The organism is Motiliproteus sp. MSK22-1, assembly GCF_001968815.1.
GTDB lineage: Bacteria > Pseudomonadota > Gammaproteobacteria > Pseudomonadales > Balneatricaceae > Motiliproteus.
In genome coordinates this window covers 16150-38259 of the sequence record NZ_MIEQ01000078.1, presented here as the reverse complement: position 1 = coordinate 38259, position 22110 = coordinate 16150, and the positions used below count along the sequence as shown (strand labels likewise).

Below are 22110 nucleotides of genomic sequence, written 5' to 3'. Positions count from 1 at the left end.
ATCTACTAATAAATCAGTCTACATGACCGGTCGTACGTTAACCCGAACACGAATCTTATTACCGGGATCATAGTCCATCTTGGTATGATATGTCTCGCCTCGGTAACGGTAGGTCACATCATAGCCAACAACTCGCTCTTCGTAACTGGTATCGTAGCTAACCTCACAACGTTCCTCATTACGATAGGAAACACTGGTACCTCTACTGTGGTTTCTGCTTATTTCGTTACCAATCGATGCACCCAGCGCACCTAGTGCAACCGCTTTTATCGCGCGGTTTGTCTTATGACGTTTATGGCCAAGACTGTTACCTACTGCAGCGCCAAGGATACCGCCAATGATCGAAGGGGTATAAGAATGATCACGTCGGTCCTCATAGCGGACACGTTCAGTCCAGCAGGTCTCTGTCGGTACTCTGTGTGTCAGCGTTTCTGTAATGGGGTCAACATTAAGCACCCGTGCATGATCGATACGTCCTTTTCCATGATGCTTACTATAGCCTCCATGACCATCGGCCAACGCCAGGCTGCAGCTCAGCCCTGTAATCATCAGACCAGTTATCACTTGCTTAATCATGATGGACTCCTTGTATGTGCCTCATTTTGAGATCAGCATAAAACAGTCTGTCTGAATGAAATCTGAATGGCGCTACCCTCTTGGATAACAATTCATATTTCTTCCATTTCAGCGGGTCCGCAGGGGACTTTAAGCCAGCTTTCCGATAGAGGGTGAACATCCGATAAAACAATTGCAGAACAAATATCCAGACGAAAAAAAGGCCCTAAGTCGGAAGGGGAGCGATCAATAGGGCCTAACTGGACATGCATTGTTGTTTGAAAGCCACTTGCGATGGCACCAATTGTCGAGAATGACATGGCTCTCTTATTTACATGTCGACCCCAGATCACTACCGGGGTACTGTTTAGTATAGGTTAAAAAATAGTCAACTGCAGATTCACTGTTTAGATCATTCAGTTATATGCTTGGAGACAACAAGTGATTTATATCACCTAGTGAGCTTGTTCCCAATTGTCGCCTTCACCTGCCTCTACCAGCAGCGGAACATCCAGTTCTGCGGCTCCTGCCATCACTTTAACAACCTGATCTTTAAAAGCAGCAAGGTCAGTCTCTTTTACTTCAAAAACCAATTCATCATGAACCTGCATGATCATATTGGCATCCAAATGACTGCCAGCCAGCCAGGCATCGACATCAAGCATGGCCTGCTTAATAATATCAGCAGCAGTACCTTGCATGGGTGCGTTGATCGCCGTTCGTTCGGCCGCCTGGCGGCGCATAGCATTTCGAGACTTAATCTCCGGTAGATACAGTCGACGCCCTCTGAGCGTTTCTACATACCCCTCTTCAGCCGCACTGGTACGGATTTCATCCATATAATTCTGAACACCGGGATAAGTCTCAAAATAGTGCTCAATATAGCGAGCCGCATCTTTACGGGAAATACCAAGTTGCTTAGCTAAACCAAAAGCAGACATCCCATAGATCAGTCCGAAGTTTATCGCTTTGGCACTTCGCCGCTGATCACTGCTAACGGCTTCAAGGTCTACTTTAAAGACTTCAGCCGCAGTGGCCCTGTGGATATCCTCACCATGGGCAAAGGCATCCAGTAGCCCCTTATCCTGTGACAAATGAGCCATAATGCGCAGCTCTATCTGGGAATAATCGGCCGCTACAATTTTGTAACCTTCAGGCGCAATAAATGCCTGGCGGATACGACGCCCCTCTGTAGTACGCACGGGTATATTCTGTAAATTGGGATCTGTCGACGACAGTCGTCCTGTGGCTGCCACCGCTTGATGGTAAGAAGTATGAACACGGCCCGAACACGGCTTGATCATCAAGGGCAGTTTATCGGTATAGGTTGATTTGAGCTTACTGAGGCTGCGGTGTTCGAGTATTAGTTTTGGCAAAGGGTAGTCCTGAGCCAGCTCAACCAGTACTTCTTCAGCCGTAGAAGGTGCTCCCTTAGGGGTTTTTTTGATTATCGGTAATTTCAACTCTTCGAACAGAATCACCTGCAGCTGTTTAGGAGAGCTAAGGTTAAAGGGGTTTCCAGCCAACTCATGAGCTTCTCGTTCCAGCTCAACAAGGCGATTAGCGATCTCTATACTCTGGTTGCCGAGCATCGTCGCATCGATTAACGCACCATGCCGCTCTATTTTTGATAGTACCGGAATCAGCGGTCGCTCCAATGACTCAAAAACAGCCAGCAATTTAGGTTCTTTGTCCAACTTCGCTTTCAATGTCTGATGTAGCCGTAAGGTAATATCGGCATCTTCAGCCGCATAGGGTGAAGCCTGCTCCAGATCGATCTGATTAAACGTCAGCTGCTTTTTACCCTTGCCGGCAATCTCTTCAAAATGGATGGTCTTCTGATCTAAATAAAACTCCGCCAAACTATCCATATCGTGCCGGGTTGCTGTTGAGTTCAGTACGTAGGATTCAAGCATGGTGTCATAAGCAATCCCCTGCAGATCAATGTCGTAACGGGCTAATACGTTTTTGTCGTATTTAAGATGCTGACCAACCTTGGCCCGTTGAGGATCTTCCAGCAACGGCTTCAGTAAGCCCAGCACAAGCTCCCTATCCAGCTGTTCGGGCGCTCCAACATAATCATGAGCCAAAGGCACATAAGCGGCCTTTCCTACTTCTACAGCAAACGATACCCCCACCAGCTCGGCTTCCATATAGTCCAGACTGGTAGTTTCTGTGTCGAAAGCAAACTGTTCTGCATGTTCCAAACGCTGAAGCCATCCCTGCAGGGCTCCTGTGGTCAGAATAGTGTCGTAACTGATATTTGTCGGTGCCGTTGGAACCAAATCACTCTCAGAGTCAGGCCCGTCTTCGATAGCTGACACTGAGTCCAACTCTTTAAGCCAGCTGCGAAATTCAAACCGGCTAAACAATGTTCTCAGTTGTTCTTTATCAGCCTCTGCCCGTTGAATGTCCTCAATACCCAGCTCCAGTTCAACATCAGTCTTTATGGTAGCCAAGGTATATGAGAGATCCGCATCTTGCCGATGGGCCTCCAGTTTTTTTGCCATGGTTTTAGCACCACGGAAGCCAAGCTCAGCCACTTTATCCAGATTCTCATAGATATTTTTGATGCTGCCCAAACCTTGCAGAAGGCCTAAGGCTGTTTTTTCTCCGACCCCCGGGACACCTGGAATGTTATCGACCTTGTCTCCCATCAGTGCCAGAAAGTCGATAATCAATTCCGGTGGAATACCGAACTTCTCTATCACTCCATCCCGATCCATATGGGTATCAGTCATGGTGTTGATCAGGTTGACGTGTTCGTCCACCAACTGGGCCATATCCTTATCGCCGGTAGAGATCAGGGTATGGCGTTTGGCACTGCTCGCTTGTCGCGCCAGGGTACCTATTACATCATCAGCTTCGACTCCCTCCACAGCAACCAGTGGCAGTCCCATCGCCCGGATAATGTCATGTATGGGCTCGATCTGTACTCTTAAGTCATCCGGCATGGAAGGGCGGTTGGCTTTATACTCAGGAAAAATATCATCGCGAAAGGTTTTACCTTTGGCATCAAAAATCACCATCACCGGACTTTCTGGATACTGCTTTAGCAGGCTACGCAGCATGCTGGTCACCACCCGGACAGCCCCCGTGGGAAACCCTTCAGAGTTACGCAAATCTGCCTGTTGAGAAGCAAAGAATGCTCTATACAGATAAGAAGAGCCATCGACTAAAATAACGGGAAGGTTGGCGGACTGTTCAGTCATTGTGTTGGTTTCCCACTTAGGGCTGGATGAAAAGGTTGTCAAAAAGCCCCATGATAATAAATCCGAAGACTAAAAGCAGGAAAGGAATGATATTGATCAGCTTTTTGATTGCTTCATGTTGTTGTCGAGTTTAACCCAAGACTAGAATAACAGTAGGAAAAACAAATATATCCTGGGTCAATTAATGGCTCCGGAAATTTAACGAACAGAGAATGACCTATGAATATTAAACTAATACCCTGGCTATTCGTCCCACTGATGGCATTGGGCTTCAATTCTGTCCAGGCTGCTGACCCCGATTACGCATCTGAACCCCATTACAGCCAAGAAGAACCAGAAGTCACCATCCGTAAAGGCACTGAAGGTGAAGTTTACTATGATTACATCGTTAATGGCGAAGTGGTGGAAATCAAGGTTGTCCCTTCTGTCGGCAAGCCTTACTATCTGGTCCCTTCGAAGGGGCATGACGGCTATATTCGACTGGATCGCTCACAGCTCTTAGTACCCAAGTGGATTTTGCTGCGCTGGTAGTCAACGATTTTCAGCTGGCTCTATCGCCAAACTCTACTGGATCTGTCTGGCAATAGCTGCAAACGCTATAAAAATAGCCCTGGCTTGCTACGAGCGGGTCTTTTAATCGATTAAAGAGGTCGCAATGGGTCAGGCAGACCTCACTAGACTAATGATAATAGAGCGATGACAATTAGCACGAGCGTTCGCTATTGTGGGTTCTCATATCGATGGCTTTTGTGAATGCCCTTGTGGACAGATCCCTTGTGGACAAAAAACTGGAAAACGTGAATGGCTGTATATACACAACTGATTGAGACTGACGTCAAGACGCTACTGGCCGAGTTTAACCTGGGTGAACTGGTTTCTTACCAAGGCATCGAGGGAGGGATCGAAAACACTAACTATTTCGTTACCACTCGCCAGTCCAACAGCGAGAAACAATTCGTTTTGACTCTGTTTGAAGAACTCTCAGAGGATGAGATGCCGTTCTTTGTTGAATTGACCGGTTTTCTGGCAAACAAAGGTATTCCCGTTCCGGCTCCACTAAAAGATCAAAACGGTATTGCTCTTAAAAACCTGAGCCAACGGCCTGCTCTGTTGTTGCCACGCTTTCCCGGCTCCCAGGTTACGCAACTCACACCCCATCACTGCTCTCAGATAGGCGATGCACTAGCACGAATGCATCAGGTCGGCAGAGATTTTTATCTTAACCGCCAAGCCCATCGTGGTGTTTTCTGGTGGCGCAGAGAATCCAAAAACATAGCGTCCTATCTAAGTACTGAAGATGCAGAACTCCTGCGTCAGGAGGTCGAACTGTTCGACGAACTAAGGGAGCAGCCCTGGGATCTTCCCAGTGGCATTATCCATGGGGATCTGTTTCACGATAACGCACTGTTCGAGAATAACCAGCTACAGGGCATTATTGATCTCTACAATGCCAGCACAGGTTACCTGCTGTATGACCTCGCCATAGTCGTTAACGATTGGTGTGTTCAAGCAGATGGCAGCATGGATTCATTGCGACTCGACGCTCTGCTCAATGCTTATGCAGCACAGCGCCCCTTTGAAGCGAATGAAGATAAGGCCTGGCCCGTTTTGTTACGCACCGCCGCCATGCGATTCTGGTTATCTCGCCTGATCAGCCTGCACGGACTTGGGGAAAATCGCTATGAAGGAGACCAAGTCATCAAAAATCCAGAAGAATGTCGACGAATTCTGCTCGCTCATATCGCCAACACTGCTGAGCTACCAGTATCTTAGACCAGCACCTTAGACAGTCTCCAGAAGGTTGACTGAATCAGTTAACCTTCGCTGTTATTTGCTTATAGTCACTACTCATAGCATAAGCTAGAAAGCTCTGATCCGAACAGATCGCACCTCAGACCTCAAAGACGTATAATCCCAGCTTTTGATTCAAGCCTGCTCAAAGGACTCCCATGGATGTTTCCCCAATTCTCGACGGTCTAAACCAAGCCCAACGTGAGGCCGTGGCTGCCCCCCCAACAAACTTGCTGGTACTGGCAGGCGCGGGTAGTGGTAAAACCCGTGTATTGGTGCACAGAATCGCCTGGCTGATTCATACTGAGCAGGTATCTCCCCATAGCATTATGTCGGTTACCTTCACCAATAAGGCTGCCAAAGAAATGCGCGGCCGCATCGAAGAGATGCTGGGACTCAACCCTTACGGGATGTGGGTAGGTACTTTTCATGGCCTTGCCCATCGATTACTCAGAGCCCACTGGCAAGATGCAGGCCTTCAGCAGAATTTTCAGATTCTTGATTCCGATGACCAACTCCGATTGGTAAAACGGTTAATGAAAGAAATGAATCTGGATGACAATAACTGGCAACCGAAGCAACTACAGTGGTTTATCAATGGCCAGAAAGATGAAGGTCTCAGGGCGCGACACCTGGAGCATCACGGTAACGCCTACCAGCGCACCATGATTGCATTCTACGAACTCTACGAACAAACCTGTAACCGTTCGAGTCTGGTCGATTTTGGAGAAATACTGCTGCGGGCCCATGAACTCTGGCTGCAAAAGCCCCAAGTCCTGGCGCACTACCAACAACGCTTCCAACATATCCTGGTGGACGAGTTTCAGGATACCAACAGTATCCAATATGCGTGGTTGAGAGTCCTGGCAGGAAACACAGGAAAGATGATGGTTGTGGGTGATGATGACCAATCGATCTATGGTTGGCGCGGAGCCAAAATCGAAAACATTCAGCAATTCAGCCAGGATTTCAACGATACTCTGGTGGTAAAGCTGGAACAGAATTACCGCTCCACCAACACAATTCTGAAAGCAGCCAACCATCTGATTGCCAATAACCAGGGCCGTTTAGGAAAAGAACTCTGGACTCAGGGTCAGGAGGGAGATCCGATTTCTCTTTACTCCGGTTTCAATGAGCAGGATGAAGCTCGTTTTGTTGTTAATAAAATTACTGACTGGACCAAAGAAAAAAACCTGCGTGCCGATAGCGCTATTCTTTACCGCTCAAATGCCCAGTCCCGAGTTCTGGAAGAAGCACTGATCCGCTCCGGAGTGCCTTACCGCATCTACGGAGGCCAACGTTTCTACGAACGCCTGGAGATCAAGAATGCCCTAAGTTATCTCAGGCTTGTAGGAAACCGCTTGGATGACACGGCGGTCGAACGGGTCATTAACGTGCCGACCCGGGCCATTGGCACCAAAACTGTAGATATTGTCAGACGCCATGCCCGCGCTGAAGGTTTCAGCCTCTGGGAAGCAGCCCATGCGGTTATCGCCCAGAAGATGCTTCCGGCCCGCGCATCTAACGCTTTACAGGCATTTATCGATCTGATTGAGCGACTGGATGAAGAGAGTCGAAACCTCCCTCTCCATGAACAAACTGAACATGTCATTCGTCATAGCGGGTTAATTGAGCATCACCTGAAAGAAAAGGGCGAAAAGGCTCAGACCCGTATTGAGAACCTTGAGGAACTGGTCAGCGCCGCCCGTCAGTTTGCAAACACCTGGGAGCGACAGGAGCAGGAGCAGGAAATCGCCATATTGTCAGCATTTCTGGATCAGGCTGCTCTGGATGCGGGCGATGCACAGGCTGATGAGCATGAAGACAGCGTCCAGTTAATGACGTTGCACTCCGCTAAGGGGCTGGAGTTTCCTTTAGTCTTTCTGGTAGGAATGGAGGAAGGATTATTCCCTCACAAGATGTCTCTGGAAGAGCCAGGGCGCTTGGAAGAAGAACGCCGACTCTGCTATGTGGGTATAACCCGAGCAATGCAGAAGCTCTACGTAACCTATGCCGAATCACGCCGATTACACGGCCAGGACAACTATAATCGCCCCTCTCGTTTTATTCAGGAAATGCCCGCAGAATTGATGGAAGAAGTGCGACTGAAAACACAGTTCAGCCGACCGGTGAGTTTTGGTCGTCAAGGGCAACTTTCACAGAATAAAAGTGCTGGTTTTGCTGGCTCCGAAATTCCCGAAACAGGGCTGATGCTCGGACAGAGAGTGTTGCACAAGATCTTTGGTGAGGGTGTGGTACTGAGCTACGAAGGGCAGGGGGCTAATGCCCGGGTACAGGTTAACTTTGATTCTGAAGGAACCAAATGGCTGGTAGTGTCCTACGCTAAGCTTGAAGCCGTCTGATCGAAATAGTTTACGATTTCCCTGACATTACCCTATTTATGGCTGCCTGCTAACACAATTAGCCCGCAGCCTTTAGGATCTCACCCTGCACCAAATGAGAACTAAGACTCTTTTGGAAACGGACGCCCTGGCTCCCAATCAATATAAACGCTGTCTTTCTCTTCCAGATGGGGAGCTTTAGTGAATACCGCTTTAAAATTAACATCCCCCTCATTTCTGAACAGATGTGATTCGCCCGGTTCACAGCGCAGATAATCTCCGGCTTTTAAAACCACTTTCTCACCATCCACATAAACAGCACACTCGCCTTCCAGAGCCAAAAATGACTCTTCCTGAATACTGTGTTTATGGCAGGGATGTGTTTCACCGGGTGTAATAACCACCACCCCTGTATCGACTTTGGGACCAACGGTCAGATATTTGGGACCATAATCACCAAAACGGTATTCATGCTCACTTTCATTAGTCAGGTACATCGCTATTTTCCTTAAAACTGTTTACTGCTATCGCTGTTCTTTTAACAAGTTTAAAGTCCAGGAGCCTTCCACATAGACGTTGTCAGGCCTTCATCCACCAACCTAAGCTGTCGTTGGTAGAGATCCAGCCAGCGTTCCTTTACTTCACTGTATTTTTGGTAATTTGCCAAATTTGGCTGGTACTGCTTATCCCATGCCACCCATTGTTCAGCAACTTCACTAATGCTGCCATACAAGCCAATACCGACCGCTGCCGTCATGGCACCACCCAGTGCTGTAGCCTCTCTAATTTTTGGAATGCACACGTTTTTACCCGTAACATCTGCCAAAATCTGCGGCCACAAAAAACCTTTGCTCGCTCCTCCAGCAAACACAATGCTATCACTGTCATATCCACTGAAATCTGATATCGCCTGTAGATTGATTGCTGAAACAATACAGGCATTTTCCTGCAGGCTTCTGAACATACTGGCTTTATTACAGACGCTGGCATCAATGGACAAATTCAAAAAAGATGGGCTGGCATGATACCAACGACCATACTTCATCGCATCAGAAAAGATCGGCACAATACCATGGCTGCCTACAGGCACCTGCTCAGCCATCTCTTCCAGCACCAGATAGGGATCAATCCCCCTTTGTTGCGCCAGTTTTACTTCTTCGCCACAAAAAGCATCACGAAACCAACGCATGGTTAAACCACTAAAGAAGGTAATCCCTTCCGCCTGTGACAAGCCGTCTATAACATGAGGATTTACACGGATACGCATATCCTGGGGTGGCGCTGTCGTTGCATCTATATTGACGACCTGTTGCCAGAAGGTACCTCCCAGTACGGCACTTTGTCCCTGTTTGACGATACCCAAGCCAGCAGAGCCCAGTTGCACATCGCCCCCTCCCATCACGACCGGAGTCCCGGTTTTTAAACCACAATCTGCTGCTGCCGTCGGAGTAACTTCACCAATCACCTGCCCTGATTCAAAAACAGGAGGGAACAGCTTGGCATTTAAACCAACCTGCTGTGCCATTTCAGGTTGCCACTGGCGTTCTGCCAAACTGAAAATACCGGTGGTGCCACCGTTAGACGGATCTGCTGCTATGGTGCCACTGAGCCGGGCCAGCACCCAGTCACTGATCATCGAAACCTTATCGGCCCGTTGATAGCAGTCCGGCTCATTTTCCTTAACCCATAGCAAACGTGGCAAAGCCCCCAGGGCAAAGGTCTGGCCCGAACGCTGGTAAAACTGCTCTTCAATACCCGGAAATTTCTGTTTCAGATTTCTGACTTGCTGATCAGCTCTGGCATCAACATTCGCAACAGCCCAAAGCTCTTTACCATCTCGATCATAAAGCACTATGCCTTCGCGCATACTGGTGGCAGTAACTGCTACAACCTGCTCTGCCTTAATCCTGGCTTCGGCAAGTACCTTCTTGATACAACGACAGAGTAGATCCCAGTTAGCAGAACAATCAAACCCCATTGAGTTGGGCACACCTTTTTCGGCCAGATGGCTCCACTCCTGCTGCCCAATAGCAATTTCATTACCTTGCAGATCAAAAAGCAATGCTCGGCCACTACCGGTGCCCGCATCAATTGTCATCAGATATCTATCCATAGCGCTATTGTCTCCTGGCAACTTTATTTGATTAAAGTCCAACGTTGTTGATAAGTATCCGATGTTACCAACCAGTCGCGATTAGTCGCTAGTTACCAATGATCGCCCTGAAACGGTAAATGAATCTTCTGCCTCTGAGATTTCAGTGCCCGCATTAGAAACTGATTCGAGCACCATCGACAGCAGTATCACAGAGCAGGTCCGTTGCCAACTCAGCCACAATGTCAGTATTAGCCTGCTGATAACCCTGGATATAATTCGAACGAATACCTGCACTGACCGGACTGCACCTGTCATCGGAATTAAGGAACAATACCGCCGGGTCAATTCCTTGTTGCAAGAACAGATCAGACGCTTCAAGCAACAAGGGGCTTTCCTCTAATTCCATATTCAGTACCAGCGCATCCAGGCCGCCACAACGACGAACGGCTTCCATGATGATTGTTTCCCTGTAACCGGTCTTATCAGACCCTGTTCTGTCCCCATTCATTTCAGCACCGGTGTTATTAAAAACAAACACTTCTGCACCGAGCTGTCTGAGCTGATCGACACAGGCTTGACGGAACAGATTATCAACATCCGCAATAAGAATAGTTTTACCACAAAGCGCGGGGGCGGCCCCCGATTTTTTCAGCTTCGCCTGTTCCAGCTCCCAATATTCAATATCAAAAAGATCCTGATTCCCCAATGCCTGATACCCGCCCATCGCTTCCGCTTTGAGGATCGCCTCAAAAGTATGCTGATTAAGATCTTCAATAATTGCCGTCTCTTTTTGACTTTTACCGAAGGCAATCGAGCCCTGTCCCTTCCAAATGGCATAGTTCGGAGCCGGATTAAGGCAAATTTCGCCATCACTGTGCTGTTCGAAGTAATCCTTATACTGCTGTACATAGCGACAAATCTGCGTGTCGTAGCCATCTTCCAGCTCATCTGTCGCAGATAACTGAACGCCAAAAGCCTTCGTACGAATAACGTGCTCAGGCGTTAAAGGTCCCGGATTAGGTATCTTCTCAAACTCAAGGGTGGAAAATTTCAACGCCAGATCTGAATGATTCAGCCGGGCAAATACCGCCTGTCCTTTATGCCTGGACACTGCTTTGCGAATTTTTGCCAACGCCAGTAAATCTGTCTCTGATGGGGTTGGAACGACCTCAACCACTGCATGCTGGTCTATCAAATACTGTTCCGCACGGGTAACCAACTCGATATGTTTCTCATAACTGGTTTTGGCATCATCGTGGAAAGAAAACAGGCCATGGTTCATTAAAACGATGCCTTCCAGGGCTTGCCAGTCCACACCCCGAGTCATCTCATGAATCGTTTTTGCCAGAATAAAACCCGGCATCACATAAGGCACCACCAGTACCTTATCCCCCAACGCTTGACGAATTCGGGCCTCACCATCAGGAGTATTGGTAATGGTGACAATCGCGTCGGCATGGCTGTGATCAACAAAGGTAAACGGAATAATGGCGTGCAGAATAGCTTCGACAGAAGGGTTAGGGGCGGATGGATCAAGCATTGCGGCGCGCTGAGCGTTGACCATATCCGGATCACTCAGCTCATCCAACTCTGCCATTTTCAGCAACGACTCCATGCCTACCGGTGCAAACCCTGCCTCTTCAATGGTAGCCAGGTCCCAGCCACTGCCTTTGACGGTCAGTATTTGCTGCTCATCACCAAACAAATCAGTAACTGTTTCTTTAACTGAAGTATTACCACCGCCATGCAGAACCAGGTTTGGATCCGAACCCAATAGTCGAGAGCTGTAGACCCTTAGTGCTCTCAAGCTTTTATATTGCTGGGCATCCTGATCATTCCACAAACTTTCCATTCCGATTTCCTGTTTTCAAGCGACTTCTGATCTTTGAATAGGGCAACGCTGCGCCAGTATCACAAAGGCGGGTTTAACCATTATTTAACAGTTTTCCGGTAAAGCACGAATATGCCCATTGAGATCAATCGCCACCTGTACCGTTTCGGTTTCTGATATTTTTCTAAATTCGCGGCCATCCGAGCACTGTCCCCAGACATCCACTTTTATACGAATAGAGCTGTTTCCGGTTTCCACCACTTCGGTATAAAAACTCAGTAAGGTCCCCACCAATACCGGTGAAACAAACTCCATAGTACCAATAGAAACCGTAGCAATACGCCCTTTCGCAATCTGCGCGGCACGAGTCTCTGCCGCCAGAACCATCTGCGCGGACAACCACCCCCCGTTAACGTCACCAAATATATTGGTATCACGACTGCTGGCTGGCAATTGTATGGTTAAGTACCCCTCTGGCGGGGGGGATTCATCAATGATATCCATTGTTATTATTCTCAATGTTTACGAGATAATTAAGTAGGTCAGCTGATTATCACGATTGTCAGGAGGCCTGTGAATAAGTCGTTTATTTCTCTGCAGCCCCTGGAGACTCGTTCGTAACCTTCTTCATTACAGCTAAAACAGACCCATAATTTGTGGGTCAGATCATAGCACAGCACAGACGACTTTAGTCTTACCTAATTTGTTTCAGAAACCGGATATTAAGTCTTTGTATAGGGTCTTATTACTTTTAAGTATAAGACTTAATGATAAGGTTTGAATTGTTAAATCAGTTTGATTAGAGCTTCGCTGTACAGCGGTGTTATCACGTTTTTTCATTGCGGCCCAGTCAAACAGAAAAACCGCCAAAAGGCGGTTTTATCACTTATCTGTCAGTGAACAGCATATCTCTTATGCGCTGAAAGCCAGAGGCAGAATGGACTCGTTTCCAGGTTCCGCTATTGTCTTAGCTGCAACCCCAAAGAATAAATGGAAGCTCCGCCAAACGGATAAGTCTCACAATCAGCCATCAGCTTTGCACTTCGAACAGCTACTGAATCCCAATACCTTATAAAGAGGACAGAAGCCAAACAGGGCAATCAGAATAACCACCGCACCAACCCATCCCCAAATAGTCTGGGGACCAACAAAGACCAGTGAAATTAATACTAAACCTACAACAATACGGATAATCTGATCCGCTGTACCAATATTCTTCTGCATGACAGTCTCCTCATGGGCCATATCAAATAATACTGATCCCAGTCTATGAAACGGCATACAGAAGTTCAGTGATCATATCACATAAGACAAAACTAATATTCAAGAGTCTAATTTTTATCTGATAATGCTTGTAAGCTCTTTAAATCATCCAGCTGTATACTCCCGCGCCCCAGTCGAATCCAGCCCTGTTTTTCAAAAGCCTTTAGCTGACGGCTGACCACTTCACGGGCCGACCCTAATTCAGTCGCCAGTTCCTGATGGGTACAATGCAGCTCAACACGATTCACCCCTTGACTGCAAAGGTAGCGTGCCAAGCGCAAGTCAATCCGCTCAAATGCCACTTCCTGAATCAGGGTAATCAATGCACTCAAGCGTTCTCCATAAGCCTCAAAAATAAAATCTCGAAAACCAGCGGACTGCTCCAAGCCCTGCTTAAAAGCAGCGCGGGAAATAGCAAAGGCTTTTACTGTGGTTTCGGTAATGCCCTCAGCTGCATAGTCATCTTTGCTAAGCAAACAGCTGGTGGTCAGTACACAGCTGCCTGCGTTTTCAATGCGATACAGGATAATTTCACGCCCATTAGCACTGCGACCAAGTACTTTGACACTACCTTCGACGACCAGGAGATAATTTTCACAGCGATCACCTGGGCTGAATATAACCTGGCCCGCAGGCAGTTCCAGTAGCCTTGCCTGAGACAAGACCTCTTGTCCGACAGTATCGGTTATCCGGCTCAGGCTTGGAAAACGCTGTTGCAGCAGCTGATCCATAATTGCTCTAATCCTTTATTACTGATTATTACGCTCTGACTCTTGTTCTCAAATTAGCTTGCTCTCTCAACCTGCTCACCAGCCGCTAAAGGGTCAACATAGTCACGATCAATATTACCCGAAGCAGCGACTTGATCTTTGACTTACGCCAAGGAACCTAAGAAAGACAACACATCTTAGTTCAACACCTTCAGATTTCATGCTGAAGCTCTCTCCGACTGGAGAAGCAATTCCTCAAGCCGCTTTGCTGCCTGTTTTAATTTGGGAATCAGTTCATCCTGTCGCTCTTGCTGTAAACGTGATTCAACCGCTGCAATCCCCAGAGCCCCGGCAATTTCACGATGAGCCCCATAAACAGGGACGGCAATTGCCCAGGAGCCCGGAACCAAAAGGCCTTGGTTTACGGCATAACCCCGTTCCCGTGTTGCCTTAACCTCTTTACGTAATAACTCAGTGGAGAATTGTGAATAGTTTTTTGAAAGAAGCTCTTCGTTCACCTTTAAACAGCGCTCCACTTCATCATCGGTAAACTCTGCAAGTATCGACAGACCGCCTGCAACAATGCCGAGCGGATGTCGGGTACCGGGCTGTAATGCATGAGTTTTCAACGGGTAATCGCCATCCTCCCGTAAAACACAAATAGACTCGGAGCCGTGGGTAATCGAAAGAAAGGCAGTATCACCACAAAACTGGGCAACTCCCGTCACAATTCCTTCTGCCAGTTTAGTTATACCAAAACGTTTGCTGGCGATAACGCCGAGAACATGACACTCAGGCCCAAGAAAGTAACGTTGTAGCTGTTGATCTTTTTCCACCATGCCTTCCAGAACCAACACCTGCAGTAAACGATGGGCTGTCGGCTTGTTCAAACCAGTTAAGGCGGTTAACTTTCCCAGCGTCATTCCCGCTTCCCGGGTACCGGCAATAGCACGCAGAACCGTTAGCGCTCTGGATACTGATTGAGTTCCCTGAACAATCGCCATGCTAAAACTCCGTGTACCATAATATGGACCTTCAGTGTAGCTGAGATATTGAAAAAGCAATAGCAAGGGTTCAAAGTAGCCATATTAATTACTCTAAAAGAATAATTTTTTAGAATCCTTCAAGCAAACCATTCCATATAGTGGAATTAAATAACAATCATAAAGAAATCACATAAAGAAATGGCTGTCAGGGCTTATCTGAATCTCGCGACTTGACCCAGGAGCGAGCTAAAATAGACTGCTACCATCAAATAAACCGTTTCGAGGAGAGCCAGCACAATGCCTGCCTATCGTTCCAATACCACCACTCAGGGCCGTAATATGGCCGGCGCCCGTGCACTCTGGCGCGCAACCGGCATGAAAGACGAAGATTTCAGTAAACCAATTATCGCCATTGCAAACTCCTTCACTCAGTTTGTCCCAGGACATGTACACCTGAAAGACCTGGGACAGCTAGTTGCCCGTGAGATCGAAAAAGCAGGTGGTGTTGCCAAGGAGTTTGACACCATTGCGGTCGACGACGGTATCGCCATGGGGCATGACGGCATGCTCTACAGCCTTCCTTCTCGGGACCTTATTGCTGATTCTGTCGAGTATATGTGTAACGCTCACTGCGCTGATGCACTGGTCTGCATATCAAACTGTGACAAGATCACACCGGGAATGCTGATGGCGGCAATGCGTCTCAACATTCCGGTTATCTTTGTTTCTGGCGGACCGATGGAAGCGGGCAAGACCAAACTGATCGATCATGGTCTTGATTTGGTGGATGCAATGGTACTGGCAGCCGACGATGAAGCTTCTGATGAACTGGTTAACGAAGTCGAGCGTTCAGCCTGTCCTACCTGTGGTTCCTGTTCTGGTATGTTCACCGCTAACTCCATGAATTGCCTGACCGAAGCCCTGGGCCTATCTCTGCCAGGTAACGGTACAGTAGTCGCTACACACGGTGACCGGGAGGAGCTATTCCTTGAAGCAGGTCGAAAGATTGTCGAAATCACCAAGCGCTATTATGAGCAGGACGATGAATCAGTTCTGCCTCGTTCTATTGCATCAAAGGCCGCCTTTGAAAATGCCATGACCCTGGATATAGCCATGGGCGGCTCAACCAATACCATCCTCCATTTGCTGGCGCTGGCTCAGGAAGCGGAAGTCGATTTTGGCATGGCGGATATGGACCGTCTTTCCCGTCGTATTCCTTATCTTTGTAAAGTTGCCCCAAATGATCAGAAGTATCATATTGAAGATGTCCACCGAGCCGGCGGCATCATGGCAATTCTGGCTGAACTCAATCGCGGCGGTTTGCTGGATACCAGCGTACCCACTGTGCATATGCCAACACTCGGTGAGGCGATTGAGAAATGGGACATAATGACCACCGAAGATGAGGCCATTAAGAAGTTCTATAAGGCCGGTCCTGGCGGCGTTCCAACCCAGGTAGCCTTCTCACAGTCAGCTCGCTGGGGTTCTCTGGATAATGACCGCACCAACGGTTGTATTCGCTCAGTAGAACACGCATTCAGTCAGGAAGGAGGGCTCGCAGTGCTCTTTGGTAATATTGCTGAAGATGGCTGTGTCGTGAAAACTTCCGGTGTCGATGAAAGCATCTGGAAATTTGAAGGGCCTGTTTATATTTGCGAAAGCCAGGACCAGGCGGTGGAAGATATTCTCGCCGGTAAAGTAAAATCCGGTGATGTTGTTGTTATTCGCTATGAAGGACCTCGTGGAGGACCAGGCATGCAGGAAATGCTCTACCCAACCAGTTACCTGAAATCCAAAGGGCTCGGTAAGGAATGCGCGCTGTTGACTGACGGACGCTTCTCCGGCGGCACTTCCGGTCTGTCTATCGGTCATGTTTCACCAGAAGCTGCTGCCGGTGGTGCTATCGGCTTGGTTGAAAGTGGAGATCGTATCCGTATCGACATCCCCAATCGCAGCATTGAAGTGCTTGTTTCAGACGAAGAGCTGGCCAACCGTCGAGCAGTAATGGACACCAAGGGCAAAGAAGCCTGGAAACCGGCAGAAGAGCGCCCGCGTAAAGTATCTGCAGCGCTGAAGGTTTACGCCAAGATGGCAACCAGCGCCGATAAAGGTGCTGTCAGAGATCTTAGTCTGTTGGACTAAGTCACTTCCACCTGCGTCAAAAAAGCTTAAAAGGGGCTGCTGAAGAGCAGCCCCTTTTGTTATTTTAATGACATAGCAATATAATGCGCCGCCACAAAAACATTCTTTAATGTTCTTTGATAAAGAACATCTGAAAATGGCACCTGTAAAGACCTCTGTTAACCCGAACTTACTTGGAAACATAGGCACCAGATACGAGCTACGAGATCCATGACTGAAGACAGCAAGCACATGCGGACCATCCGCACCTTCGTTAAACGCGCTGGGCGTATGACTCCTGGCCAGGAAAAAGCGTTGGAGGAGCAGTGGTCAGTTCTGGGGGTAAATATTAAAGACGGTTCCCTGAATTACGCAGAACTATTCGGTCGTCAGGCTCCCATCGTGTTGGAAATTGGCTTTGGTATGGGAGATTCGTTCCTTGCCATGGCCGAAGCCGCTCCGGAAAAAAACTTTATTGGCATAGAAGTTCATGAGCCCGGCGTTGGCCGCTTGTTAAACAATGTCACTAAAGCAGGTCTTAAAAACGTCCGGGTTTTTCGGGAAGATGCACTGGAAGTACTTGAACACTGCATCCCGGACGAAAGCCTGGACTCGGTGCAACTGTTCTTCCCTGATCCCTGGCCAAAAAAGAAACACCACAAGCGCCGTATGGTACAACCGGAATTCGCTCAAAAGCTAAGAGCCAAACTCAAAATTGGCGGTAACTTTCATATGGCCACCGACTGGGAACCTTACGCTGAGCACATGATGGAAGTCATGACCGAGGCTGAAGGTTATTGCAATCAAGCCGGCCCAGGAGGCTACTCCCCACAACCTCAATCCCGCCCTGACACCAAATTCCAGCGCCGGGGTGAAAAGCTTGGACACGGCGTCTGGGATTTGGTCTTTGAGCGTTGTGAGTAACTCGACATAACGATTCGATCTGCCGGGTGAATTTAACCGCCTGTGGATAAAAATCATTAACCATAGCTCCTTAGGATTGTGGTGAGCATTATCTTTACAGATTGCTCGCTGCACCTTGGAACATCCAAGCACAGAATTCAGTCAAAAACAGCCACATACTGGATTTTCATTGCTGTCACTAAATAGCCTGCTCTGAGAAATACGCGATTCAAAGTAGAGACTAATTGCAATCATTCGAATAAAATATATGGATATCCGTATATCTATATAAATACATGATTCGAAGGATGCCATATGTTCCAGCCTTCAGCTATTTTCAAATGCCTGTCTGACGAAACCAGGCTCCGAACCCTGTTGTTGATCTTTGCCGAAGGCGAACTGTGCGTCTGTGAAATTGCTGCAGCACTGAATTTGTCGCAACCGAAGATATCGCGCCATCTATCACAGCTTCGTAGCTGCCAGTTATTGCAGGACAGCCGTCATGGCCAATGGGTCTATTACCAGCTTCATCCGCAATTGGACGACTGGACCCGAAACATTCTGCATCTGACTGCCACTGCTCACCCTAGCCAGATAAACCAGGATCAAGTCCGACTGAAACAAATGGGCGAGCGACCAGAGCGGCAAGCCATTTGCTGTTAATTCAAGCGAGCTATAACCAACAGGAAGTCGTTTATTACCTATGGAACCTATGAACAAGTCGTTCGGTACTAATCGATGTAACAAAACGGTAATTTCCTATTTATTAAGAGATTTTATTCAGAGATGACTGCCTTCTCATTTAAGGAAACAGTAGAAGAGGAGATATTGAAATGACGATCAAAGTCGGTATCAATGGTTTTGGACGTATGGGACGGCTTGTCTTACGCGCAGCCTGGAGCTGGCCTGAGCTGGAATTTGTCCAGATCAACGATCCCGGTGGAGATGCAGCCACCTTCGCCCACCTGCTGAATTTTGACTCGGTTCACGGACGCTGGAATCAGGAAGCAACCAGCGATCGGGAACGATTACTAATCGATGGACAATCGCTGCGACTGACGGCCAATAAAAATATCGGCGAAACAGATTGGTCCGGCTGTGATCTGGTTATAGAAGCTAGCGGGAAATTCAAGAGTACAGAGCTTCTAAATGGCTATCTTGAGCAAGGGGTTAAGCGTGTTGTTGTAACGGCCCCGGTTAAGGAACCCAATGTACTCAATGTAGTCATGGGGGTTAATGATTATCTATATGATCCCGAAAAACATCCAATTGTCACAGCCGCCTCCTGCACAACCAACTGCCTGGCACCGATGGTTAAGGTGATTCATGAAGCAATCGGGATTCGGCACGGAGCCTTTACCACCATTCACGACATAACCAATACCCAGAGTATCCTGGACCAACCCCACAAGGATCTGCGTCGTGCTCGGGCCTGCGGTATGTCACTGATCCCCACCACAACAGGCTCAGCAACGGCAATTATGGAAATCTATCCAGAATTGAAAGGTCGGCTGGACGGACACGCCGTCAGGGTTCCTCTCGCTAACGCCTCTATGACGGATGCGCAATTCGAGCTGGAACGGAAAACCACTGTTGATGAAGTAAACGATCTATTCAAGAACGCAGCAAAGGCAGAACTCCACAATATATTCGGTTACGAGGAGCGACCTCTGGTATCCATTGATTATCGAAGTGATAACCGTTCAGGCGTGCTTGACGCCTCATTTACCCGTGTGGTGAATAATACCCTGGTCAAACTCTATGCCTGGTACGACAACGAAATGGGCTATGCCACTCGTACGGTAGAGTTGGCACGTAAAATCGCTTTGGCGGGAATTTAAGAGAACAATCGCCCGATGACCACTGCAGATGATTTAAATCAACAGAGCCCTGACACTGTCGATAGTCGTCAGTACTTACTTGTAACCGGTAATTATTGGGCCTTCACCCTCACTGATGGTGCTCTGCGCATGTTGGTAGTGCTGCATTTTCACCAACTGGGCTATTCGCCCTTAGCTATCGCCATGCTATTTCTATTCTATGAGATATTTGGCGTTATCACCAACCTGGTAGGGGGCTGGCTGGGAGCCCATATCGGACTCAATCACACCATGAACATCGGTTTAGCTATGCAGATCATCGCACTGGCAATGCTGACTGTGCCTTCAGAGCTGCTCAGTATTCCCTATGTCATGGCAGCGCAGGCCCTGTCAGGGGTCGCTAAAGACCTGAATAAAATGAGTGCCAAAAGCAGCATTAAACTGCTGGCAGGAAGCAGCAGTCAAAGCACCCTCTATAAATGGGTGGCAGTGCTGACCGGCTCTAAGAATACACTAAAAGGCGCAGGCTTCTTTCTCGGAGGTGCTCTATTAACGGGACTGGGTTTTCAAAACACTCTTATTGCCATGGCCACAGCCCTATCCTTAGTTCTGATAAGCAGTATGCTGATGTTGAAAAAAGGCCTTGGAAAGATTACACGAAAGACCAAATTCAGTGATATTTTTTCCAAGAGCTACGCAGTCAACAGCTTATCTGGCGCGCGTCTTTTTTTGTTTGGAGCCCGTGATGTTTGGTTTGTTATCGCCTTGCCGGTTTTCCTGAGCACAGAACTGGGCTGGGAACACACCAATGTCGGGGGATTTCTGGCTCTTTGGATTATCGGCTATGGGGTCATTCAGGCATTTGCTCCTAGACTGACAGGAAAGCGGTCGGGTCAGGTACCTGACGGTCGGTCAGCTTTTAGCTGGGCCTTAGTGTTAGCCCTGATACCTGCTTTAATCGCAATAACCCTAATCACAATAATGATGAGCGAGCCGTGGCTTAGCCAGCAGGGAGAATCGTTTGGCCTTAGCATTGACATCGTAATTATCGTAGGCCTGCTTATTTTCGGCCTGTTGTTTGCCGTCAACTCATCGTTGCACAGCTTTCTTATCGTCTCTTATGCCAAAGAGGACGGAGTGTCGCTGGATATAGGCTTCTACTACATGGCCAACGCAATGGGCCGGTTGATTGGCACTGTACTGTCCGGTTGGCTATTTCAGAGCCAAGGTCTCATTCTTTGTCTATGGGTTTCATCTGCTTTCTTATTACTGACAGCTTTGATTTCTTTAAAACTGCCTCGGCATGAACTCTCTTAACTTGTTCGATACTTGAGCATGCTACCAATTTCAGAGTACTAAAAGAAATTAACTCAAAGGTTGCATTCGCAGTGAATCACCTTGTTCTACCATCAACGCATCAGCCTGCCGGGGATTCAGATAAACGCTGCCTTGAGGCTCTGTTCGCAGCGATGCCTGTACGCAGCGAAAGTTTTCTACACTGGTATTACTCGCAATAAATGGCTGCTTAGAATGGGCTGACTTGTCAATATGCACCTTATAGTAACGACTGCCACAGATGGTTCGAATATCATTCACATTGCAGGCAAGAGTGGGTCCCCCATCAAAAATATCGATATAGCCTTCAAATCGAAAACCTTCATTCTCCAGCATTTTACGCGCCGGTTGAGTATCTGTATGCACTTGGCTGATAGCAGCCCGAGAAGCCTCAGGTAACAAGTGAATATAGATTGAATGCTTGGGCATCAACTCAGCTATAAATGATTTGTTGCCAATGCCAGTAAGGTAGTCGGCTTCTGAAAACTCCATCGAAAAGAATCGCTTGCCCAGCCCCTCCCAAAAAGGGCTCAACCCCTTGTCATCACTCAGGCCACGCATTTCAGCAATCACATAGTGGGAAAAACGCTCTGGAAATTCAGCCATAAACAAAAAGCGAGACTTGGATAGCAGATTACCATTTCGGCTGTGACGATAATCAGCACTGAGATAAAGAGTACAGATTTCTGAGTATCCAGTGTAATCATTGCAGAGGTAGAGGGTTTTAAAGCGATTGTGAACATCCAGCTCTCTAGACGCATGAACAATGGTACCAATGCGATAATGATACCAAGGCTCCTTAGTTCCCACAGCTGCTTCAATTCCACAGGTACCCACAACCGCCTGTTTATCCAGGTCCTCCATGACAAATAAATAGCTTTCCTCCCCTGGGGTACTGATAGAACGGCTCATTGCCGCCAGCGAATGCTCTATCTTCCTTTCCAGTAATTCTCGATTATTGGGTAAAGAAGTGAAACCAGGTCCACTTTGCTCGGCAATGTAGACCAGCGTATCAAGATCATTGCGAGTAATTGGCCGAATGATATTCATCGTCGCCCCTCCTCCTTGAAGATAAGGGAGTTCCAGCTGAGGGGCTTACAATCAAGTCCCTGGGTATTCTGGTAAGTTTAGACGATGAGCATCCGA

At 47.9% G+C, this 22110-nt stretch carries 19 protein-coding genes; 8 read left to right on the top strand and 11 right to left on the bottom strand.

Features of this window, described 5'->3' with window-relative positions:
* Positions 1 to 18 precede the first annotated feature (18 nt).
* From BGP75_RS21685 to polA, 3 genes are all read right to left on the bottom strand, one after another.
* Positions 19 to 576 (bottom strand): glycine zipper 2TM domain-containing protein, encoded by a 558-nt coding sequence (locus BGP75_RS21685; RefSeq protein ID WP_076721022.1) that lies wholly within the window; start codon positions 574 to 576, stop codon positions 19 to 21.
* 92 nt (positions 577 to 668) lie between these two features.
* Positions 669 to 875, bottom strand: coding sequence for a hypothetical protein (locus BGP75_RS21680; RefSeq protein ID WP_076721021.1), 207 nt, complete (start codon positions 873 to 875; stop codon positions 669 to 671).
* A 135-nt stretch (positions 876 to 1010) separates the two neighbouring features.
* On the bottom strand, positions 1011 to 3767 hold the full coding sequence (gene polA / locus BGP75_RS21675) for a DNA polymerase I (protein ID WP_076721020.1): 2757 nt from the start codon (positions 3765 to 3767) through the stop codon (positions 1011 to 1013).
* Between the two features lie 219 nt (positions 3768 to 3986).
* On the opposite strand from polA, the gene BGP75_RS21670 reads away from it, so the two are divergent.
* From BGP75_RS21670 to uvrD, 3 genes are all read left to right on the top strand, one after another.
* Positions 3987 to 4298 carry a DUF2782 domain-containing protein gene (locus BGP75_RS21670; protein ID WP_076721019.1) on the top strand — a complete coding sequence of 104 codons (312 nt, stop codon included), beginning with the start codon at positions 3987 to 3989 and terminating at the stop codon, positions 4296 to 4298.
* A 270-nt stretch (positions 4299 to 4568) separates the two neighbouring features.
* Positions 4569 to 5540 (top strand): homoserine kinase, encoded by a 972-nt coding sequence (locus BGP75_RS21665; protein WP_076721018.1) that lies wholly within the window; start codon positions 4569 to 4571, stop codon positions 5538 to 5540.
* Positions 5541 to 5716: 176 nt separating this feature from the next.
* Positions 5717 to 7921, top strand: a complete 2205-nt coding sequence (gene uvrD, locus BGP75_RS21660) for a DNA helicase II (RefSeq protein ID WP_076721017.1) — start codon at positions 5717 to 5719, stop codon at positions 7919 to 7921.
* Between the two features lie 101 nt (positions 7922 to 8022).
* On the opposite strand, the gene BGP75_RS21655 is transcribed toward uvrD, so the two are convergent.
* The 7 genes from BGP75_RS21655 to BGP75_RS21625 form a co-directional block, all read right to left on the bottom strand.
* Positions 8023 to 8397, bottom strand: a complete 375-nt coding sequence (locus BGP75_RS21655; protein ID WP_076721016.1) for a cupin domain-containing protein — start codon at positions 8395 to 8397, stop codon at positions 8023 to 8025.
* A 50-nt stretch (positions 8398 to 8447) separates the two neighbouring features.
* Positions 8448 to 10013: an autoinducer-2 kinase gene (gene lsrK / locus BGP75_RS21650; protein WP_076721015.1), complete on the bottom strand. Its 1566-nt coding sequence runs from the start codon at positions 10011 to 10013 to the stop codon at positions 8448 to 8450.
* Positions 10014 to 10167: 154 nt separating this feature from the next.
* Positions 10168 to 11847, bottom strand: a complete 1680-nt coding sequence (locus BGP75_RS21645) for a class II aldolase/adducin family protein (RefSeq protein WP_076721014.1) — start codon at positions 11845 to 11847, stop codon at positions 10168 to 10170.
* 84 nt (positions 11848 to 11931) lie between these two features.
* The gene (locus tag BGP75_RS21640; RefSeq protein WP_076721013.1) at positions 11932 to 12330 is read right to left on the bottom strand and encodes an acyl-CoA thioesterase; all 399 of its coding nucleotides are present in this window, start codon (positions 12328 to 12330) and stop codon (positions 11932 to 11934) included.
* 519 nt (positions 12331 to 12849) lie between these two features.
* A complete protein-coding gene (locus tag BGP75_RS21635; protein WP_076721012.1) occupies positions 12850 to 13050 on the bottom strand; it encodes a DUF2892 domain-containing protein in 201 nt (66 codons plus the stop codon).
* A gap of 107 nt (positions 13051 to 13157) precedes the next feature.
* Complete coding sequence (locus BGP75_RS21630; RefSeq protein ID WP_076721011.1) at positions 13158 to 13820, bottom strand: Crp/Fnr family transcriptional regulator; 663 nt, start codon at positions 13818 to 13820, stop codon at positions 13158 to 13160.
* A 197-nt stretch (positions 13821 to 14017) separates the two neighbouring features.
* Complete coding sequence (locus BGP75_RS21625; protein WP_076721010.1) at positions 14018 to 14803, bottom strand: IclR family transcriptional regulator; 786 nt, start codon at positions 14801 to 14803, stop codon at positions 14018 to 14020.
* A gap of 279 nt (positions 14804 to 15082) precedes the next feature.
* On the opposite strand from BGP75_RS21625, the gene ilvD reads away from it, so the two are divergent.
* The 5 genes from ilvD (at position 15083) to arsJ (ending at position 20946) form a co-directional block, all read left to right on the top strand.
* On the top strand, positions 15083 to 16927 hold the full coding sequence (gene ilvD / locus BGP75_RS21620; protein ID WP_076721009.1) for a dihydroxy-acid dehydratase: 1845 nt from the start codon (positions 15083 to 15085) through the stop codon (positions 16925 to 16927).
* A 210-nt stretch (positions 16928 to 17137) separates the two neighbouring features.
* Entirely contained in the window at positions 17138 to 17830 is a 693-nt protein-coding gene (gene trmB / locus BGP75_RS21615) for a tRNA (guanosine(46)-N7)-methyltransferase TrmB (protein WP_076721008.1), read from the top strand.
* 294 nt (positions 17831 to 18124) lie between these two features.
* On the top strand, positions 18125 to 18472 hold the full coding sequence (locus BGP75_RS21610) for a metalloregulator ArsR/SmtB family transcription factor (protein ID WP_076721007.1): 348 nt from the start codon (positions 18125 to 18127) through the stop codon (positions 18470 to 18472).
* A gap of 170 nt (positions 18473 to 18642) precedes the next feature.
* Positions 18643 to 19650, top strand: coding sequence for an ArsJ-associated glyceraldehyde-3-phosphate dehydrogenase (locus BGP75_RS21605; RefSeq protein ID WP_076721006.1), 1008 nt, complete (start codon positions 18643 to 18645; stop codon positions 19648 to 19650).
* 15 nt (positions 19651 to 19665) lie between these two features.
* Positions 19666 to 20946: an organoarsenical effux MFS transporter ArsJ gene (gene arsJ / locus BGP75_RS21600; RefSeq protein ID WP_076721005.1), complete on the top strand. Its 1281-nt coding sequence runs from the start codon at positions 19666 to 19668 to the stop codon at positions 20944 to 20946.
* A 48-nt stretch (positions 20947 to 20994) separates the two neighbouring features.
* On the opposite strand, the gene astA is transcribed toward arsJ, so the two are convergent.
* Positions 20995 to 22014 carry an arginine N-succinyltransferase gene (astA, locus tag BGP75_RS21595; protein WP_076721004.1) on the bottom strand — a complete coding sequence of 340 codons (1020 nt, stop codon included), beginning with the start codon at positions 22012 to 22014 and terminating at the stop codon, positions 20995 to 20997.
* Between the last annotated feature and the right edge of the window lie 96 nt (positions 22015 to 22110).

Excerpts from the sequence above, each read along its gene's own strand:
- BGP75_RS21685 (WP_076721022.1), bottom strand. The coding sequence starts at position 576 with ATGATTAAGCAAGTGATAACTGGTCTGATGATTACAGGGCTGAGCTGC.
- BGP75_RS21680 (WP_076721021.1), bottom strand. The coding sequence starts at position 875 with ATGTCATTCTCGACAATTGGTGCCATCGCAAGTGGCTTTCAAACAACA.
- polA (WP_076721020.1), bottom strand. The coding sequence starts at position 3,767 with ATGACTGAACAGTCCGCCAACCTTCCCGTTATTTTAGTCGATGGCTCT.
- BGP75_RS21670 (WP_076721019.1), top strand. The coding sequence starts at position 3,987 with ATGAATATTAAACTAATACCCTGGCTATTCGTCCCACTGATGGCATTG.
- BGP75_RS21665 (WP_076721018.1), top strand. The coding sequence starts at position 4,569 with ATGGCTGTATATACACAACTGATTGAGACTGACGTCAAGACGCTACTG.
- uvrD (WP_076721017.1), top strand. The coding sequence starts at position 5,717 with ATGGATGTTTCCCCAATTCTCGACGGTCTAAACCAAGCCCAACGTGAG.
- BGP75_RS21655 (WP_076721016.1), bottom strand. The coding sequence starts at position 8,397 with ATGTACCTGACTAATGAAAGTGAGCATGAATACCGTTTTGGTGATTAT.
- lsrK (WP_076721015.1), bottom strand. The coding sequence starts at position 10,013 with ATGGATAGATATCTGATGACAATTGATGCGGGCACCGGTAGTGGCCGA.
- BGP75_RS21645 (WP_076721014.1), bottom strand. The coding sequence starts at position 11,847 with ATGGAAAGTTTGTGGAATGATCAGGATGCCCAGCAATATAAAAGCTTG.
- BGP75_RS21640 (WP_076721013.1), bottom strand. The coding sequence starts at position 12,330 with ATGGATATCATTGATGAATCCCCCCCGCCAGAGGGGTACTTAACCATA.
- BGP75_RS21635 (WP_076721012.1), bottom strand. The coding sequence starts at position 13,050 with ATGCAGAAGAATATTGGTACAGCGGATCAGATTATCCGTATTGTTGTA.
- BGP75_RS21630 (WP_076721011.1), bottom strand. The coding sequence starts at position 13,820 with ATGGATCAGCTGCTGCAACAGCGTTTTCCAAGCCTGAGCCGGATAACC.
- BGP75_RS21625 (WP_076721010.1), bottom strand. The coding sequence starts at position 14,803 with ATGGCGATTGTTCAGGGAACTCAATCAGTATCCAGAGCGCTAACGGTT.
- ilvD (WP_076721009.1), top strand. The coding sequence starts at position 15,083 with ATGCCTGCCTATCGTTCCAATACCACCACTCAGGGCCGTAATATGGCC.
- trmB (WP_076721008.1), top strand. The coding sequence starts at position 17,138 with ATGACTGAAGACAGCAAGCACATGCGGACCATCCGCACCTTCGTTAAA.
- BGP75_RS21610 (WP_076721007.1), top strand. The coding sequence starts at position 18,125 with ATGTTCCAGCCTTCAGCTATTTTCAAATGCCTGTCTGACGAAACCAGG.
- BGP75_RS21605 (WP_076721006.1), top strand. The coding sequence starts at position 18,643 with ATGACGATCAAAGTCGGTATCAATGGTTTTGGACGTATGGGACGGCTT.
- arsJ (WP_076721005.1), top strand. The coding sequence starts at position 19,666 with ATGACCACTGCAGATGATTTAAATCAACAGAGCCCTGACACTGTCGAT.
- astA (WP_076721004.1), bottom strand. The coding sequence starts at position 22,014 with ATGAATATCATTCGGCCAATTACTCGCAATGATCTTGATACGCTGGTC.